The sequence below is a fragment of the Paenibacillus tundrae genome (assembly GCF_036884255.1).
Taxonomy (GTDB): Bacteria; Bacillota; Bacilli; order Paenibacillales; family Paenibacillaceae; genus Paenibacillus.
Map to the genome: position 1 here is coordinate 6,228,208 of NZ_CP145605.1, position 16,422 is coordinate 6,244,629.

Genomic DNA, 16,422 nt, shown 5'->3' on the forward strand with positions numbered 1-16,422 from the left:
TAAGCCTGAAGCTTAATAGCTTGTCTTCAGCCAATTATCCTTGGACCAGGTGAGCTTGCCTGCACCTGCGCCGTTGGAGGCCGTGAGACGTGCATTCAATGTGGAAGGATCATCCACCTGATAACTGTATGGGAGAGTCGCGAAGCCGTTCCAAGAGAACGTCTTCACTACAGCTGGAATTGGTGCGAGTGGACTGCCAGAAGTATCACTACTGCCGCGGAACAAGCTTCCATCCAGGGCGTATATCGTATCCATTACACGGATTTTGCCCGTATATGTTGCATCTGCTGGATTGGTCTGATTGTTGCGAACCGGGAACTGCACATCCTTGATGACCGACTTCTCAACGAGAACCGCTCCGCTTTCAGTCGAGATGGCACCATTGCTGATGATATCAAATTTATATCCTTTGGAAGCAATGGCAGTTGCCATCGCAGACGTAATTTTGGCTTTGGCAGCCCGCGCTGCTGTAGCATCCATCACAATGTTATAGGCATGGGCATTGCCTCCGCGCAGACGCGGCATCCGATCCTGAATATCCTTGTACAGATTATGATGCAGCGTCATAGACAGATTAGCATTCGCCGATTCAAGACTCGTTGAACCAACGAGATGCCCCTTTTTCTGTGGGCCAGAGATGGCGATAATGTCTGCTTTACTGAGACCCACTGCACTGCTGCGCAGGTAATTGTACATCGGATAGGAAGCTTTATTGGCTTCCAGCTCATTGATCTGCTGCGTAACCCAACTGTTCGCGCTGCCGTCATCGCCCTTGAAGGTAGACCAGGAGATAGTCACGCCGCTGGTTCCTTTTTTTGAATCAACGAGTCCGTCATAGGCTTTGTTAAATGTACAGTGATCAATCCATACACCGCTACTCTCCTCCAGGGTGATGTAATCCCAGTCGTTCTTGTCGTAGTCACCCTTGGTGGACTCATCCCATTCCCAGAGCTCATCAAATTCGAGATTACGGATAATAACGTTGGAGCTTCGTTTCACACTAATCGCAGCATGTTTGATTTTGGAGCCGTTGGCAGAGAAAATAGTGAGCCCGTTAAAACCGTCAATCGTAAGCTTACTTACGCCGGTCTGTTTCAATACAGGATGCGTTAAGGCATCATTGTGTTTGGCAAAAGGTGATGTCTGCGCTGCACTCGGAATTTCGTTCCACCCCAGATTCAGATCATTCATGATCTCCACGACTTTGACGCCGGAGTTCTTCTTCAACGCCAGTGCAAGGTCAGTCGCATTGTATACCTTCTTATACGTGGACGTATTCGAATCACTGATGATGCCACCGCCCGTGTTACCTTGGGAGAATCCCGTGAGATTGTAATCTGCATTCCCTGCTGCCTGCACACTCGCAGGACCCGATATTAGCGTGAGCCCCAACGTTACAGCCAAGGCTGTACTGCACCAGCTTCTTAATTTTGTTCTCATCCCATTCATTCCTCCCATTTTATAAGTGATAAGGCTCGTCCCCCGCTGCCATACCGTGTCATGAAGGACATGTCCTCACTGTATATTTTGAAAGCGATTACAACAATAATCTCTACATCACATTCAGGCTATACAGCTTGATGTAGCGCCAACTGTACCAGAAGCAACCTTGAATCGTACTTAGTTAACCTGATAAGCACATACGAGTACCGTTGACTTAGTGTTGATGGGAATGCAAAATGAATGAAACTAAAAAGCAGGACTGCATCTGCTGCAGACCTGCTTGATTTTACATTTTTTAATTCACCTTTTGATAGAACGTGTCCAGAAGCCACCATGGAATTGTTTGGGTTCTACAGTAATGACAAAGGCTTTGGGATCCAGACCGAGAATCGTCTGGTAGAGCAGCTTTTGGTTTTTGCGTTTCGCCAAAATTTCCATAACCAGCCTGTCCCCATCGCGCCCACTGCCCACCCAAGCGGTAACGCCATATCCTTTGTCCCGCAGAGAATTGGCAACATTGCCGTCCATCTGATTACAGATCACCTTCACGGTAACATAGCCAAGCGCAATCTTCTCCTCAATCCAAGCACCTAGTAACACACCAAGCCCATATCCCACCGCATAAACAATGAGTGCAATCGTCTGATCCAGGTAACTCAGCACCAGGTTCAATCCGAGTACATAGATCACAATCTCTCCCGTACTGATCAGTGCGGCGATGTATTTCTGACCTTTAAGCGTCAATATCATACGCAGGGTGTAAGCCGATACGTAGACAATTTGAATCAGAAAAATAAAAACGAGTATTTTAAACAATTTGCATCCCTCTTTCCTAGGACATGTCTGAAAACTCCGAAGGACGCAGATTTGCCGAATTTTCGTTCCAAGTCAGGAAGTTTTCCGTAGGCGTGCCGAGGCACATCAAGGGAAACTGACACAACAGCGGGCGAAAAGGTGGTGAAAGATGCACTTCAGCGAGTTTTGAGACAACTCCTAATGATCAGACCTGTTACTGCCAGCCTAAGTTCGTGATACTCCGTTTACTCTCAGACTAACCAAGTATTATTAATTCTTATCTTCATCATTGGACGTTATGGGGTGATTTTAAACGGTCTACTTGCAATCTGTATGGTGCCAGAACTGCCATTATAGAATTGTTTACTGCGATTATCAACCCGGCAACAGACCTAGGGGCGAAAGGCTCTATCATTGAATATGCTGAAGCATTAGTAATCGCCGAACACAATGGGACACATCATGCGAACAATCGATACCCATCAACGATAAATTAAAAGGGGGGAGCATCCATGCAGCTATGGCAGGAGATGGAGCAGGAAGGGATGGAAGAACTCCTATTTTGTCACGACCCAGGTAGCGGGCTAAAAGCAGTGGTCGCTATTCATAGCACGGCACTCGGGCCAGCACTGGGAGGATGTCGCTGCTGGACATATGCCTCAGAAGAGGATGCAATCCGCGACGCCATCCAGCTTGCCAGAGGTATGACCTATAAATCAGCCGTTTCTGGTCTGCCATATGGCGGCGGGAAAGCCGTTGTCTGGAATATCCCTACGGAGTGGAAGGTGAGCAATTCCCCTACACAGTCTCAAGCCCAAGCTATTCCTTCTTTCCCTGTCAAAAACGTCATGGATTCCGATCAACTCATCATTCCCAACACCAACACTGGGCGAGCCCATATCTTTCGAGCCCTTGGACGTTTTCTTGAACGACTGAACGGTCGCTATATTACCGGTCTTGATCTAGGCACCACATCCACTGACATGGATCAGATCCGATTGGAGACTGCCTATGTGACCGATATGACCGGATCACTGGGCGCCCAGGATGACTTCACCGCCGAGATGACCGCTTACGGTGTGTACACCGGCATCGTGACCTCGCTGCGCTATCAAGGCACCGACACATTGCAGGGCATTCCCATTGCTGTCCAGGGACTGGGCAAGGTTGGGTATGCCCTGTGCCGTCACCTGCATGCAGCCGGGGCACGGCTCATCGTGGCAGACGTTGTACCGGAGCGTGTACAACGTGCCCTTGTGCAGTTCAGCGGCGCTACCTCGGCCGATCCGGCCCATATTCACGCCGCTGACTGCAAGGTGTTCGCCCCCTGTGCCCTAGGGGGCGTGTTAACCCCGGCATCGGTGGAGGAGCTGCGCTGCTCCATCGTTGCCGGGGCGGCCAATAACCAGCTTAGCCAGCGGCAACTGGTTATTGGCCGGATGCAGGCGCGCGGCATTCTGTACGCGCCTGACTACGTGCTGAATGCCGGAGGCATCATCAGCACCGCTTACGAGCTGGAAGGCGCGCAGCCGGATACGATCCGCCAGAAGGTGGCGGGTATTGCGGATACGCTCTCCGCGGTCTACCGCGCCGCAGCAACAAATGGTATATCCACTGTTGATGCAGCAGATCAAATGGCTGAAGCCAGACTGAGCGGCAAAACTCCCCGTTCATAATCTAAGTGAAACACCAGCACACGGCGCTTTGGTGCATATTAAAAGTGGTCGCCGGTTCAAGGCTCTGTTCACAGATGCCATCCATCTGTTGTGTTTAGCTTCCTTTGGCAAGAGTGGTATGTGTCAGAAAAATCCTGCAACGCTGTGTCTGTAACCCGCAATGTTGAGTCTATAAATAGAAGTTGATTCAGATACGTTGTGGCGGGTACCCTTCACAAGCCATAAATTTCATAATACTGAGAAGCCAATCGATTCCAACGAATTGTCGACGGGCTTCTCTTGTTCTTTTCATAATATCCATGGCATCCCTTATCCCTGCCATCATCCAACCAATCCATAAAGCTTCCTCATTCGGAAATAGCATTTCTTTTGTTAATACAGGATCAAGTGAAAACAGAATTAAGCTCATCAGCACTCCCATTTTGCTCGACGACCAGCTGACCTGAGATCTTAAATTAGTAGCATTTGCATTATAGTAGTAGCATTACAGTAAGTAACATCACAGTAGTAGCATGACAGTAGTTTGGTTGCATTAGTTTGGTTGCATTAGTGTTGTAGGTTTGCATTACAGTTGTAAGTTCGCATTACAGCTTCAGGATTTTACTACAACTCTAACGAACCTGAGACCTCTTATATGGAGCAAATAGCTCCCCGTTGAAATCTAACGAATCCTAGGCACGTTATTTTACTAAATTGACCTTGAAATGGGTGAGAAACGTTTGTTTTCAACACGATAGCGTGTGTGAGATTCGTTAGATTTTAAAAGAGGCTACATTAGGTTGAATAAGGTGTGTGAGGTTCGTCCAACTATGGGGATCGGATAAATGTAAAGTGGACTGTTGCACTTCTACCCAAAGATATCATTGGCTTGAAAAAAATACGTTCCAGACAGACTCAATCAGAAAGTTGTAGGCACGTCGTGCAGTAACGCCCCCTGCTCCCATTACTGAGGACACGACGTATAAAACGCTTGAAGTTCAACGAATGCTCGATCACATGATCAGAGATAAATTCACAACCACAAAGAATTCCGTATCTATCATTTCATTTACTTTGTTTTCTTATCTGATCTACAGCTCAGTTTTCTTATCTCATCTACAGCTCGGTGAGTTACTGCTGAGGGAATCGCGGAACTCAGGGTGAGACGGTGGAATCAGAGTTGTTGCGTTCCAACACAAACCGTAATGTTACATCAATTTTTATCCGTCGGAAATCCATCACATACGCTACGTTGGCCACAGCACAGCATATAACAAAGAGAAGCCAATCGGATTCGAACGAACCATCCTGGGCTTCTCCTTTTTTATATACGAAATCTTATCTCAATGAGCTGTCACTTTCGAGCACTTTTCACCGGATATAACATCGTCCAGAGCATCGCATTTGCTATAACGAGCAACGCAATGTATATCCAGATTCCTGCGGGTAAGGATTGAACGTAGAAATGTATCCCCGCAAACAATCCCAGTACTGGCAAAGCCAGCAACACAAGCCACCCATCACTTTGCTGTGCCATACTGAACGATTCCGAGAACGGAGGCTTACGTAATAACAGTTTACTGGTCAACGGAATGAGCGCTGTACCTATCAACAGGATGATCACAATGTCCGGTACGATTCGCAAACCAAACGCCCAGAGGAACACAACCGCATTGATCATAAAGACAGGCATAAACATATTGCACAAAAAGGCTTTTAACGTCCCACTGTAGAGCACATGATCATTGGCAAGTGGAGCGGCGCGGAACGTCCAGAACGCCTTGTAGTGCCCTGAAAATTTCAGCATCATCACCACAGTTACTACGACAAACAACATAATATATAAGGTATAAAAGAGTGCGCTTTCCCGTAATTCAGCCCATGAGGAATCCTGCATGAACGTAAACCAAAATATATATGGCAATACGAGAGACAAGCCAATGCTAGGATACACCTTAAGTTTGAACTCACGCTCGTTACGCATCATGTTGGCAGACAATCGGAAGCACGCTTGCTCCTCCCGCGTCCTACAGAACATTCTAGCCATGATCCGATCCCAGCCTCCACGTCTGCGACCTGAGGTCTGAGCGGCGTGAGCCATTTTCTCCAAATACAATTCAAAGGACGGCATAAGCTTCACGTAGATCATCAGACTGATGATTGGAACGACGATGGCTAACGCCGAGAAAACATACAGCCATGCGTTTCCACCCCCGCCGAAAATCCATTCGAACAGAGCCGCGTACCATACTGGAGGAAGGAATAACTGCCACCATTCCGGAGTAAATACCATGTTGAAGTCAACGATGCTAAATGAACGGATGACCAGTTGATACCCCACGGCAATGCCGACAGATAATAGAATCTGCACCATGTTGATCATATCCTTCAGCTTCTCCCCATCCAGGAACTTCATCATGAACAGATAGACCAGTGAGGTCGTCACCAGAATTAGCATATTGATCAGAATAAGCGCCACGGCAAATAGTAGAAAGAATCCGATCCCATAACGAATGAGCGTTGCCACCAGTGGAAGAATGGATAGCGAGCCTGTTAATAATAGAAGGTAGATTCCGGCGTGAATGGCACGAGCCATGCCGATGGTGCGGGCATTGACTGGCTTAGTCATGATGATATTCCGATCACGGATATCGAGTAGCACGGAAGAGAAATCGGAGACCATAGACGTCATAATCATGAACATCAACATCGCCGTAACAATACTCATCTGAAGCATGTAATGCCCCGTATCCCAGACAATAAAGGGAACCATGATCAATCCCATTAAGGCATACAACCATAACGAACGAAGGTATAGATTCCCCTCTTTTTGTTTCTTGTTCCCATAATTACCCGCCAAAACTGTAGGTACACGGCGCTGATCCATCTGGAACTTCACTCGCAAAATGAGTCGCAAAACATCGTAATCCGCTCCGGTTCGCGCGATCACATGCCGGAAACGATCCAGAACCTTGAGCGAGCGGAAATCGGAGGATTCCGCCATATTAGTACACCTCCTGCACGATCGAGACAAACCGCTCTGCTATCGCCTTATGTTCATTGAAACCAGTCAGTTGATTGAACACTTCCTCCAGTGACCCCTCCATCGACTGCTGCTGCAATTGCTGGAACGTGCCATCTGCCATCACGCGGCCTTCCGCAATGAGCACAATTCGGCTACTGATTTTCTCAACAACATCCATAATGTGTGACGAATAGAAGATGGTCGTCCCTTTTGCCGATAATTGGGACAAAATCTCCTTCACCACCATCACACTATTCGCATCAAGTCCACTAAGCGGTTCATCGAGGAATAATAGATCCGGATCATGCAATAATGCCGAAATAAGCAGTACCTTCTGACGCATTCCTTTGGAGAATGAGGCAATACGAGCATTGTAGGACTGTGCTAGACCGAAACACTCCATTAACTGCTTCGCTTTGTAATCCGCGTCTTCATAGGACAACCCGTACAATTCCCCTGTAAAGGTCAGATATTCTGCTGGCGTAAGCTGTTCATATAACTCGGCAACTTCCGGGACATATCCTATTCTACGTTTATACTCCACACCACTATCTTCGATATCTTTACCAAAAATACGCACCGTGCCCACATACCCTTCAACCAGACCGAGCAAAATCTTAACGGTTGTACTTTTGCCTGCACCATTCGGACCTATGTATCCAATCATCTCGCCACGCTTCACTTCAAGGTCAATCCCGTTCAATACATATCGCCCATTATATCTCATTCGTAAGCCTTCAATGGATAGCACTTGTTCTTCTCTCATCTTGTTACTCGCTCCCATCTTGATTGGTATCGTATACATCATTAGTTTCTACAATTCTACTAGTTTACCACAGTTTGGATTACGGAACAGATGCGCAAGAAATCCACCGTAAATTAACACTGCTTAATATTTCGATGATATTCAGCAAATAAATCAAATTTATAGTAGTCGTATAGACGTCTAGACATATAAGGGGGAAGGAGAACAGATTGAACAGATTAAGCGCAGGTCTAAAATATGGAACTTTCATCACTCTACTCCTATGGACGCTGTTTCCAATCTATTGGATGCTCGTCATTGCTACGCAAGAATCGTCTGATTTGTTCACAGAGGTATCCATATTTCCGAGATCATTAACCTTGGAACATATATTTAACATTTTTGTGCAAGACAATTACATGGGGCCGTTAATCAATAGCTTTATCATCACCGTCAGCTCATTGTTGATTGTTCTTGTGTTCGGATTGTCCTCGGCGTATGTGCTTGGGCGCAGAACGTTCCGAAGCCATTACCGAATATTCAAAAGCTCGCTGATGATCTGGATTTTGCTCGTTCGTGTCCTACCACCAATTACATTTGCACTCCCGTTATACATCATGATGAATGATGCTGGATTGCTGAATACCAAGATTCCGATTATTGTCGCACATGTCCTGGTGAATTTGCCGCTCGTCATTTGGTTCATGATGGCATTCTTCTACGGTGTGCCAGGTGAGATTGAGGAAAGTGCACGTATCGATGGTGCATCCGAGTTCATGATTTTTACCAAAGTGATGCTGCCGCTGGTCGTACCGGGCATTGCTGCCGTAACCATCTTATCCTTCATGGCTTCATGGAACGAATACCTGTACAGCGTAATCTTCATTCAGAGCCCTGACAGCTTCACTATTCCACTGAAACTCGCCACCCTGAACAGCGAGCAAGAGTTAACGGAGTGGGGTAAGGTTGCGGGTGGCGGTCTCGTGTCCGTACTGCCTGTACTACTCACAGCGATCTTTCTACAGAAACATCTAATTAGCGGCTTAACCGCCGGTGCAGTTAAAGAATAGGAGATGAGAGAAAATGAGAAAAAAGATGTCGTATATGCTGAGCTTGCTGTTAACAACCGCGGTACTGTTCACTGGATGTCAGTCTCAGGGGCAGGCTTCTGGACAAGGTTCTAGTCAGGGGACAGACAAGCTGGTCATTGCCGCCAGAGGTGGTTCTCATGTGGACGCGATGAATGCCGTGAAGGAGTCCTTTGAGAAGGAACACAATGTGAAGGTAGATATTATTGGACTCGAAGCGGCAGATTTGAAGCAGAAAATCTCTCTTGATGCGAAGAACAGCAAAGGTGCATATGACCTGATTATGGCCGACGATCCATGGATGCCTCAATTCAGTGAAGCAGGAATTTTCGCTAAGCTATCCGACCTTGGAATCCAAGAAGATTCCGACTTTGAAGAGTCCTCTCTTGCTCTTGGTAAGTCTCCATATGCGATAGGAGATCTATATGCCTTGCCTTTCTCAGGTAATGTGCAGTTGTTCTTCTATAACAAAGAGCTGCTTGAACGTCATAACCATGAAGTTCCAACGAATTGGACAGATGTGCTTGAGACCGCAAAAGCAATCAAAGCAGAAGATGGTTCTGCAGGCTACGTGATCCGTGGTCAACAGGGTAACCCTATCGTTTCCGACTTCTTGCCTCTGTTCTGGGCATATGGCGGACAGATCTTCGATGATAATTGGAAAGCACAGATTAACTCTGAGGCAGGCCACAAAGCGTTAGACACCTATGTTGGACTGCTTGCTGTTGGAGAAAACTATGAAAATACCGATATTGTCGGCTCCGTATCGGAAGGTCGTGCTGCAATGGCACTCGGATGGCCGTCTTGGTTCATCAAAGGCGAAACAGCTAGTGCAGATTATACTGCCATTCCATCCAAAGCTGCATCTGACGCTGAATCCGTCTCCACAGGGATGATCGGTAACTGGATGATGGGTGTAACCGCCAATTCACAAAACCCGGAGCTTGCTGCTGAGTTCTTAACGTTCATCACCAGCAGTGACACACAGAAGCAAATGGTTGAACACGGCGGCGTACCTACTCGCAAAAGTGTCTATCAGGACACAGAGCTTGCCGCAAAATATAAGCATTTCCCTGTCATGTTAGAAGCATTGCAGAACTCCGTAGCAAGACCAAGAACAGCCAAATGGTCGCAAGTTGAGGAAGCACTCGGTGCTGAATTGTCCGCAGCTATTGCTGGAACAAAGACAGTGGAGCAGGCTCTAACAGATGCCAATAAGGCAATGGATGACATTATGCAATAAAGGTTCATTCATCGGAAAGGAGTGCAATGAACTTGGCAAGTAAACGAGTCTTTCAATGGGCGATGCTGGCACCTGTAACGTTGCTGTTAATCTGCGTGACCGTATTTCCATTTATCTATACCGTGACCAACAGCTTCACGGACTATTATTATTTGGCAAGTGATGCGAAGCAGTTCATTGGATTCAGCAATTATGTCAAAATCATTCAGGACGAGCAGTTCCGTCAAGCCGTCTGGAATACGCTCAAATTCATGTTCCTGGCCGTTTCAATCGAAACGGCTCTGGGGCTTGGCATTGCCGTGCTCATCGAGAGCATGAGACGCGGACAGAAAGTATTGCGGATCACGATGCTTGCTCCGTCTTTATTACCGCCGGTTACGGTGGCTCTGATCTGGCAGATGATGCTCAGCAATCACAACGGCATCGTCAACCATCTGCTTCACTGGTTCGGTGTGGGGCCATTTAACTTCCTGATGGACATCAACATCGCCTTCAATGCCATCTTGTTCATTGATATTTGGCAATGGACACCGTTCGCCTTCCTATTGTTATATGCAGGACTACAATCCGTTCCTCGATCACAATTCGAGGCAGCCAAAGTAGACGGGGCAGGTAAGCTGCGCATCTTTTTCCACATTACACTGCCGAACATTATGCCGACCTTATTCATGGTTATTTTGCTTCGCACTATTGATACGTTCCGGTTATTCGATAAAGTCAACATTCTGACTGGTGGTGGACCAGCCAATTCAACAACGACCATTACTCAATATATCTACAAGCAGGGCGTGTACAATCTCCAGATTGGATATGGCGCGGCGGCATCGGTGATCATGGTGATGCTGGTACTGGTGTTCTCCGTGTTCTATATCAAACGTTCGATGGGAGGAACAGCATGAAATGGTTCATTGATTTCCTTAATGTTGGCTTCGGTGAAGCCACGGTTATTCGGCGGATGGAGGAACACTGCACCTACTGCCTCGTAGTAGACGGTGGAGACGTGAACCCGATGACCAATCCGCGTCGTTGTAGTCTGGAACAGTATCTTCGAGAATATGAAATTACGAAGATTGATGTGCTCGTTCTAACGCATTTTCACAGAGATCATATTGGTGGTGTACTCCCTATTCTGGGTCATGTCTCTATCGAGGAGGTCATTCTGCATCTACCTCTGCCTGGGCACGTTCAACAAAGTGCAATAAACGATTATTCCACACCAATTCTAGGCTCGTTCACGCTATATGCTGCCATTTTGAATCGCATAGATGAACTGGGTATCAAGAAGACGGAGATCGTTAAACGTCATACAATTGTTGAACAGGACATGGAGTTCCATATCCTTACGCCTAGCCAGCACAAATGGACACAGCTCAGCGAGGAATTAGATCAATTAAATTTCACCCAACTGGATCAACAGGAAGAGCGATTAACCACCATTGACCGGATGCTCAACCATGCATCATTAGCGGTACTCATCAAAAACAAAGGCGACTCCGTAGCACTGCTCACCTCGGATGTAGGATTGGATTATTGGGAGCCTTATGCCGATGAGATCGGAGCGGTTCACACCCTGCAAGCCCCGCATCATGGTGACGCGAGCCACCTGTCCGAAGATAACCTTCGGGCATGGACACCACACGCTGTCGTTATCAGCGCGGATGATCAGGGGACCTATCAGCTTCCTCATACAGCGATGGAGCCACTGATTCGCGAGCATTCGGATGCACAGCTATTTTACACGGAAGGGCTATCGACCGAGCATCGGATCATTCGAATAGACGTGATGGAAAGAACGGTAGAGCTTGTTAAGTAGAAACAGCGGGCGGCATAAAACTATAGGAGATGAGGTTTGATTCATTGAGTGGTTACCAGCACATCAAGCATGAACTGGAAATGATGATCGAGAACAAGATATGGCATGTTGGAGAAAAATTGCCTTCCGAGTATGAACTGGCTAAACATTTCAGCGTTAGCAGAGAGACCCTTCGTGCAGCAATCAAGCTATTAGAGCAAGAGGGAAAGCTGCTGGTGAGGCATGGTGTAGGTACCTTTGTCATTAAACCACTCCCGGGCATTCCTAGCCGGCTGGAGTTCTTACAGAGCATTGGTACGATGATTAAGCTGGCAGGTTTAACCGAAACGGATACGAAGGAAATGATCGGAGAGGTAACGTGCACGCAAGAATGGGCTGAGGCGCTAAATATCGAAGAAGGCTCCACAGTAATCAAGGTTGAGCGAGTTCGATATGCAGATGGGGAGGCTGTAACCTACTCCATTAATATTATGCCTAAGGAATTGGTAGGAGATGCTTTTGAACGTACGGACTTCTCGGGGTCATTATTCAAGTTTCTAGAGGATACGTGTAAGATTCAGATCGCTAGAGCAGACACGGAGCTGGTGGTTCCACCAAAGAAAGACAAGTATGTAGGACGGTTGCAGAATCATATGGAAGAGACTCCTGTGCTTCTCATGAAGCAATTGCATTATGATCAGCAAAATCGAGAAGTATTGTATTCCTTTGATTACTTAAGAAGTGATGTATTCCAGTTCTGGATTCGCAGAGAGCGCAAGTGAATGGTCATCGCAGAGGTGCGGTGCCATCTAATATAATCGCGGTCATTCTACCTCACCATAGCGGAAGTGATCGTGCGTTAATAACATAGTTATACTTGTATGCCAGCCTCCGTAACCTGTACATGAACAGGATGCGGAGGCTGGCATTGGTTCATTTTCAGTTGGCGATCTGGTGATTAGGCAATTTAATGATGTAATAATGTAATTGTTTGTATCTTCTTCGTTTATTCACCTTCTTTGTTCGCTGGTTGTTAGTTTAGATAATTTATTGCACCTTAATAATTTGGAAATGCTGATTCGTGCCGCCATTGTCTGTCCACTGGATTGCGGCTGCACCATCAGCGAGGGATTGCCCTGAGATGTCGAGCAGTTTGCCTGTGCTCCGGTTTTTCAATTTATAATATCCTCCACCAACGCTGACGAGCTGCCACTGCTGACTCGCCCAGCCTCCGTCATTCCATTGCTCAATGACAGCACCATCGGCTGTAGAACCATTCTCAACACCAATGAGTTTGCCACTGGCACGATTGATGATTTTGACATACCCACCTCCTGCATCCGTGATCTGCCACTGCTGACTTGTGCTACCTTGATCTGCACGCTGCTCCAGATCTGCACCATTATCAGATGATCCACCGATGACATTCAGCAATTTATTGCTCTTCCGACTGATGAACTGATAGGAAGCATTCGCATCCCACACGTCAGGAGCATTAACACCTGTAATCGTTCCTGCCGTTGTATCAATCGTAATGCTACTTGCCCAATTCATCGCTAGACTCGTTGTGCTTGGAAAGGATAACGGCAACCACACATATTTAGAATCCTGCACAGGGCCGCTCCAAGCACCAGCCCAACGATCACCCATATAGAGATATGACGTTCCTTGCGAACCTTCCACTGGAAGCACATAAGTGGATTGAGATCCGTAAGTGGTACTATCCCCAAAGTTACTCAGCCCGCTCCATGTACCGGTAATGCTTGTAGCTGTTGCATATTTAGCCTGATTCGGATTCCAGCCGGTTGCTCCAGACGTAATGAGGAAATACACGCCATCTTTCTTAAAAATGGCTGGTGCCTCCCGATATTGCCCAGGCCATAATGTAGTCACTAATGATTCCACACCAAGGAAATCGGGGGTGAGCTTGTATATATTCAGATCTGCATTCACACGAGTAGCTGAGATGAGATATGCTGTTCCATTATCGTTATATACGGTCATGTCTCTGGAATCATAACCAAGTGGACGGTAGCTTCCTATATACGTGTAGTTCCCATCCACTGTGCTTGAGGTGGCTACGGCTACCTTGGCTTCGCCGTAATCGATACCATTTTCTTTGTGCATCCAGAGCACGTATTTTCCTGTCGCACTATTGTAAATCACTTTGGGACGTTCAATGTTGGATATGTTCAGCTCTGTTGCCGATTGACTTGTTAGCACATCGTTACGATATTCCCAGTTTTTCAGATCCGATGAACGATAGACGGACACAGCCTTAAATGTTCCATTGGGATTGCGATTTTCTCCGAACCAATAATAAAAGCCATCTGCTTGGATCATCCCGCCGCCATGAGCATGGATCACGTCACCATTGGTATCCTTGAACTGTACCCCATTCGTTATACTGACTGGAGCTGCTGAAGCAGACGATCCCGGAACAAGGAGTGCCCCTAGCGCCTGGAAGGCTAGAATTAGAGCGAGAAGATAACATAAATGGCGTGAAAAACGACGACCTTTCTTATTCATGTGATCACTATGTTGATGATGAGCAATATGCATACAGCTACACCTCCAATGGTTTTAGTGAAGCGCTTACAAAAGAGATTAAGATGCCTCCTCTTCCTGTGCAATTCCTCAATTCAGTATGTCGTAGCTTACTCCAGATATATTGGTTCAGCACTCACCTCCTGTTTCCAATTGTATCCATATTATTCATTACTGAATAGTGAACAATTCTGCGGAACATGTACGAATGCACATTAAATTACAAAAAAAAGCATGTTAGGAACTGTAAATTTTGTAGAGGTAGCTATAGCAGTAATCGAGATGACATTGCCACTACACTGGATTCGATATTAGCGAGCTGCTCTGTAGCTGCACAACAAACGTGGTGCTAATGATCAGACCGATGCGCGATTGCACAACATGCTACACAATGCGAGCAGACATACGCTACTGCCGCTACACAGCAAAAGGACGCTTCATGCGAAGCGCCCTCTGCAAGCGTATCTTTTTTAGTGCAATCTTTTATTTTAACTAAGAATTAAAATGAATCAAAGCTCTTAATCTTCGTCATCAAAGTCTTGATCGAATGACAGCACTTTACCTGTGTTGGCATCGATATCCACATCAGCTTCACCTTGTGCCGTTCTCAACTCGATCTCATAGACATAACGACCATCGTCATGATCCAGCTCGACTTTGGTTACTTTGGCACCTGTCACTTGTTTTAATGCGATGTCGGAAGCCTGAGCTACCGTTAATTTAACCTGATTCGATGCAGACGTGCTGGATGAATTGTTGGTTACAGCACCGTTATAATCATCGTCATCATCGTCGTCATTTACCACCGCAAGAACTTTGCCTGTGTAAGCATCTAAACGAACGATAACGTCATTGCTTCCTCGTCTGTCGATCTCTACTTCATAGATAATCTGTCCATTGCGACGTTCCAGATCCACATCGTCCACTTTGCCATTGCCATCAGCTGCTTTTAGAGCTGCCGCTTTGGCTTGTGTCACCGTAAGTAATTTTCCCGTATTGCTCTGGTTCTGGGTTGTTGATTGTGAAGTAGATGTCGGTGTCGTCTGTACCGATTGTCCATTCACACTTCCACTCGCGGCTACCGCTGAGCCTCCCAATAATACGGCTGCTGATAAGCTTCCAATCCATAATTTAGTTTTGTTCATCATCATTCATCTCCTCGGTTGTGTTGTTCTCGTTCTCGTCTACAGTTATAGAATAACCTGTGCGAATGAGAGTTCAGCGAGAGACACATTAGAATTTGATGAGAAAATGAGGAGAACCCGTTAATCTTCATCCTCGTCCCATGTTACGGAACGGATTGCGCCAGAGATTGCATTCACCTGAACAATCGCTTCCCTGCCATCCTCCAGGTCAATTTCAACCAGATAATATGGATTACCGCTGTTCGTGCCACGGAGTTCAATATCATCCACTTCCCCTGGCACTCGGGCAAGTGCCTTCTGCTCAGCCTGCTTCTCGCTCAAGAATTGCGGCTTGTTGTTTTCTTGGGCTGGCTCGTTTACCGCAGGAGCATCCAATACTTTCGAAGACTGCTTCTGCCCGTTATAGGGATCAACCGTCCATTGCTCACGGCTGTTGTCCTTCATAATCAATATAGCGTTATATACCGGGCTACCTTGTTGTTCAACCAGTTCAAGTGAGTCCAATTCACCATCCGTTTGTTTCTGTAATTCGGTCTTAATTTGCTCCCGGCTCCACAAGGTTTTCTCTTCGGCTTGTGGGTTAGACTCCAGTCGTTTAATGGAATTCACCGTAGAGGTTACCGCATCAAGTTGAACGTCATATAACCCCGTTTCGGTTCGAAGCTGCATGAGATACGTCCCATCCTTCAACGTAGAGTTCACAATCTCTCCCCCAGGATATTGAGCCAGCACCGATTGCTCGGCAGCCTCTGCCGTCAACATTACACGGCCAGATTGCCACGGCTTCCACCAACTAACTGCTAATATCAACAACAGCACGAGTGCCGCCAGGCTCCACCATACCGGACGCTGGAACCTCGATTTATTTGAAAGACGATGTTCCTGTCGCTTCATTTCAGGCTGCTCCCGATATTCCTCCATGCTATTCCCTCCTTCAATATGCT

Annotated in this window: 14 protein-coding genes; 6 read left to right on the plus strand and 8 right to left on the minus strand. The window is 46.7% G+C overall.

The genetic code is table 11. The annotated features are described in order from the left end of the window. Positions 1-12: 12 nt before the first annotated feature. Complete coding sequence (locus V6W81_RS27820) at positions 13-1,440, minus strand: hypothetical protein (protein WP_338541032.1); 1,428 nt, start codon at positions 1,438-1,440, stop codon at positions 13-15. A gap of 303 nt (positions 1,441-1,743) precedes the next feature. After that, positions 1,744-2,259: a DUF2179 domain-containing protein gene (locus V6W81_RS27825; protein ID WP_145044740.1), complete on the minus strand. Its 516-nt coding sequence runs from the start codon at positions 2,257-2,259 to the stop codon at positions 1,744-1,746. A gap of 491 nt (positions 2,260-2,750) precedes the next feature. Here V6W81_RS27825 and V6W81_RS27830 point away from each other — a divergent pair, with 491 nt between their 5' ends. Beyond that, on the plus strand, positions 2,751-3,914 hold the full coding sequence (locus tag V6W81_RS27830) for a Leu/Phe/Val dehydrogenase (protein ID WP_338541033.1): 1,164 nt from the start codon (positions 2,751-2,753) through the stop codon (positions 3,912-3,914). 187 nt (positions 3,915-4,101) lie between these two features. Here V6W81_RS27830 and V6W81_RS27835 read toward each other — a convergent pair whose 3' ends face one another. The 3 genes from V6W81_RS27835 to V6W81_RS27845 form a co-directional block, all read right to left on the minus strand. After that, on the minus strand, positions 4,102-4,323 hold the full coding sequence (locus tag V6W81_RS27835; RefSeq protein ID WP_338541034.1) for a hypothetical protein: 222 nt from the start codon (positions 4,321-4,323) through the stop codon (positions 4,102-4,104). Between the two features lie 924 nt (positions 4,324-5,247). Continuing rightward, on the minus strand, positions 5,248-6,897 hold the full coding sequence (locus V6W81_RS27840; RefSeq protein ID WP_338541035.1) for a hypothetical protein: 1,650 nt from the start codon (positions 6,895-6,897) through the stop codon (positions 5,248-5,250). A gap of 1 nt (position 6,898) precedes the next feature. Continuing rightward, positions 6,899-7,684 carry an ABC transporter ATP-binding protein gene (locus tag V6W81_RS27845; RefSeq protein WP_056703469.1) on the minus strand — a complete coding sequence of 262 codons (786 nt, stop codon included), beginning with the start codon at positions 7,682-7,684 and terminating at the stop codon, positions 6,899-6,901. A 209-nt stretch (positions 7,685-7,893) separates the two neighbouring features. Between V6W81_RS27845 and V6W81_RS27850 the strand changes: the two genes are divergently transcribed. From V6W81_RS27850 to V6W81_RS27870, 5 genes are read left to right on the plus strand one after another with little or no spacing between them, the layout of a single operon-like run. After that, positions 7,894-8,733, plus strand: a complete 840-nt coding sequence (locus V6W81_RS27850; RefSeq protein WP_338541036.1) for a carbohydrate ABC transporter permease — start codon at positions 7,894-7,896, stop codon at positions 8,731-8,733. Positions 8,734-8,746: 13 nt separating this feature from the next. Continuing rightward, a complete protein-coding gene (locus V6W81_RS27855) occupies positions 8,747-9,994 on the plus strand; it encodes an extracellular solute-binding protein (RefSeq protein ID WP_338541037.1) in 1,248 nt (415 codons plus the stop codon). 26 nt (positions 9,995-10,020) lie between these two features. Further along, complete coding sequence (locus tag V6W81_RS27860; RefSeq protein ID WP_338541038.1) at positions 10,021-10,893, plus strand: carbohydrate ABC transporter permease; 873 nt, start codon at positions 10,021-10,023, stop codon at positions 10,891-10,893. Then, entirely contained in the window at positions 10,890-11,807 is a 918-nt protein-coding gene (locus V6W81_RS27865; RefSeq protein ID WP_338541039.1) for a ComEC/Rec2 family competence protein, read from the plus strand. The genes V6W81_RS27860 and V6W81_RS27865 overlap by 4 nt, the downstream gene beginning before the upstream one ends. 44 nt (positions 11,808-11,851) lie before the next feature. After that, positions 11,852-12,568 (plus strand): GntR family transcriptional regulator, encoded by a 717-nt coding sequence (locus tag V6W81_RS27870; protein WP_338541040.1) that lies wholly within the window; start codon positions 11,852-11,854, stop codon positions 12,566-12,568. Between the two features lie 265 nt (positions 12,569-12,833). On the opposite strand, the gene V6W81_RS27875 is transcribed toward V6W81_RS27870, so the two are convergent. The 3 genes from V6W81_RS27875 to V6W81_RS27885 form a co-directional block, all read right to left on the minus strand. Continuing rightward, on the minus strand, positions 12,834-14,348 hold the full coding sequence (locus tag V6W81_RS27875) for an RICIN domain-containing protein (RefSeq protein ID WP_338541041.1): 1,515 nt from the start codon (positions 14,346-14,348) through the stop codon (positions 12,834-12,836). Between the two features lie 503 nt (positions 14,349-14,851). Continuing rightward, a complete protein-coding gene (locus V6W81_RS27880; protein ID WP_338541042.1) occupies positions 14,852-15,478 on the minus strand; it encodes a PepSY domain-containing protein in 627 nt (208 codons plus the stop codon). 120 nt (positions 15,479-15,598) lie between these two features. Continuing rightward, positions 15,599-16,399 carry a PepSY domain-containing protein gene (locus tag V6W81_RS27885; protein ID WP_338541043.1) on the minus strand — a complete coding sequence of 267 codons (801 nt, stop codon included), beginning with the start codon at positions 16,397-16,399 and terminating at the stop codon, positions 15,599-15,601. Positions 16,400-16,422 lie beyond the last annotated feature (23 nt).

Excerpts from the sequence above, each read along its gene's own strand:
- V6W81_RS27875 (WP_338541041.1), bottom strand. The coding sequence starts at position 14,348 with ATGCATATTGCTCATCATCAACATAGTGATCACATGAATAAGAAAGGT.
- V6W81_RS27840 (WP_338541035.1), bottom strand. The coding sequence starts at position 6,897 with ATGGCGGAATCCTCCGATTTCCGCTCGCTCAAGGTTCTGGATCGTTTC.
- V6W81_RS27880 (WP_338541042.1), bottom strand. The coding sequence starts at position 15,478 with ATGAACAAAACTAAATTATGGATTGGAAGCTTATCAGCAGCCGTATTA.
- V6W81_RS27860 (WP_338541038.1), top strand. The coding sequence starts at position 10,021 with ATGAACTTGGCAAGTAAACGAGTCTTTCAATGGGCGATGCTGGCACCT.
- V6W81_RS27830 (WP_338541033.1), top strand. The coding sequence starts at position 2,751 with ATGCAGCTATGGCAGGAGATGGAGCAGGAAGGGATGGAAGAACTCCTA.
- V6W81_RS27845 (WP_056703469.1), bottom strand. The coding sequence starts at position 7,684 with ATGAGAGAAGAACAAGTGCTATCCATTGAAGGCTTACGAATGAGATAT.
- V6W81_RS27855 (WP_338541037.1), top strand. The coding sequence starts at position 8,747 with ATGAGAAAAAAGATGTCGTATATGCTGAGCTTGCTGTTAACAACCGCG.
- V6W81_RS27885 (WP_338541043.1), bottom strand. The coding sequence starts at position 16,399 with ATGGAGGAATATCGGGAGCAGCCTGAAATGAAGCGACAGGAACATCGT.
- V6W81_RS27820 (WP_338541032.1), bottom strand. The coding sequence starts at position 1,440 with ATGAGAACAAAATTAAGAAGCTGGTGCAGTACAGCCTTGGCTGTAACG.
- V6W81_RS27865 (WP_338541039.1), top strand. The coding sequence starts at position 10,890 with ATGAAATGGTTCATTGATTTCCTTAATGTTGGCTTCGGTGAAGCCACG.
- V6W81_RS27835 (WP_338541034.1), bottom strand. The coding sequence starts at position 4,323 with ATGAGCTTAATTCTGTTTTCACTTGATCCTGTATTAACAAAAGAAATG.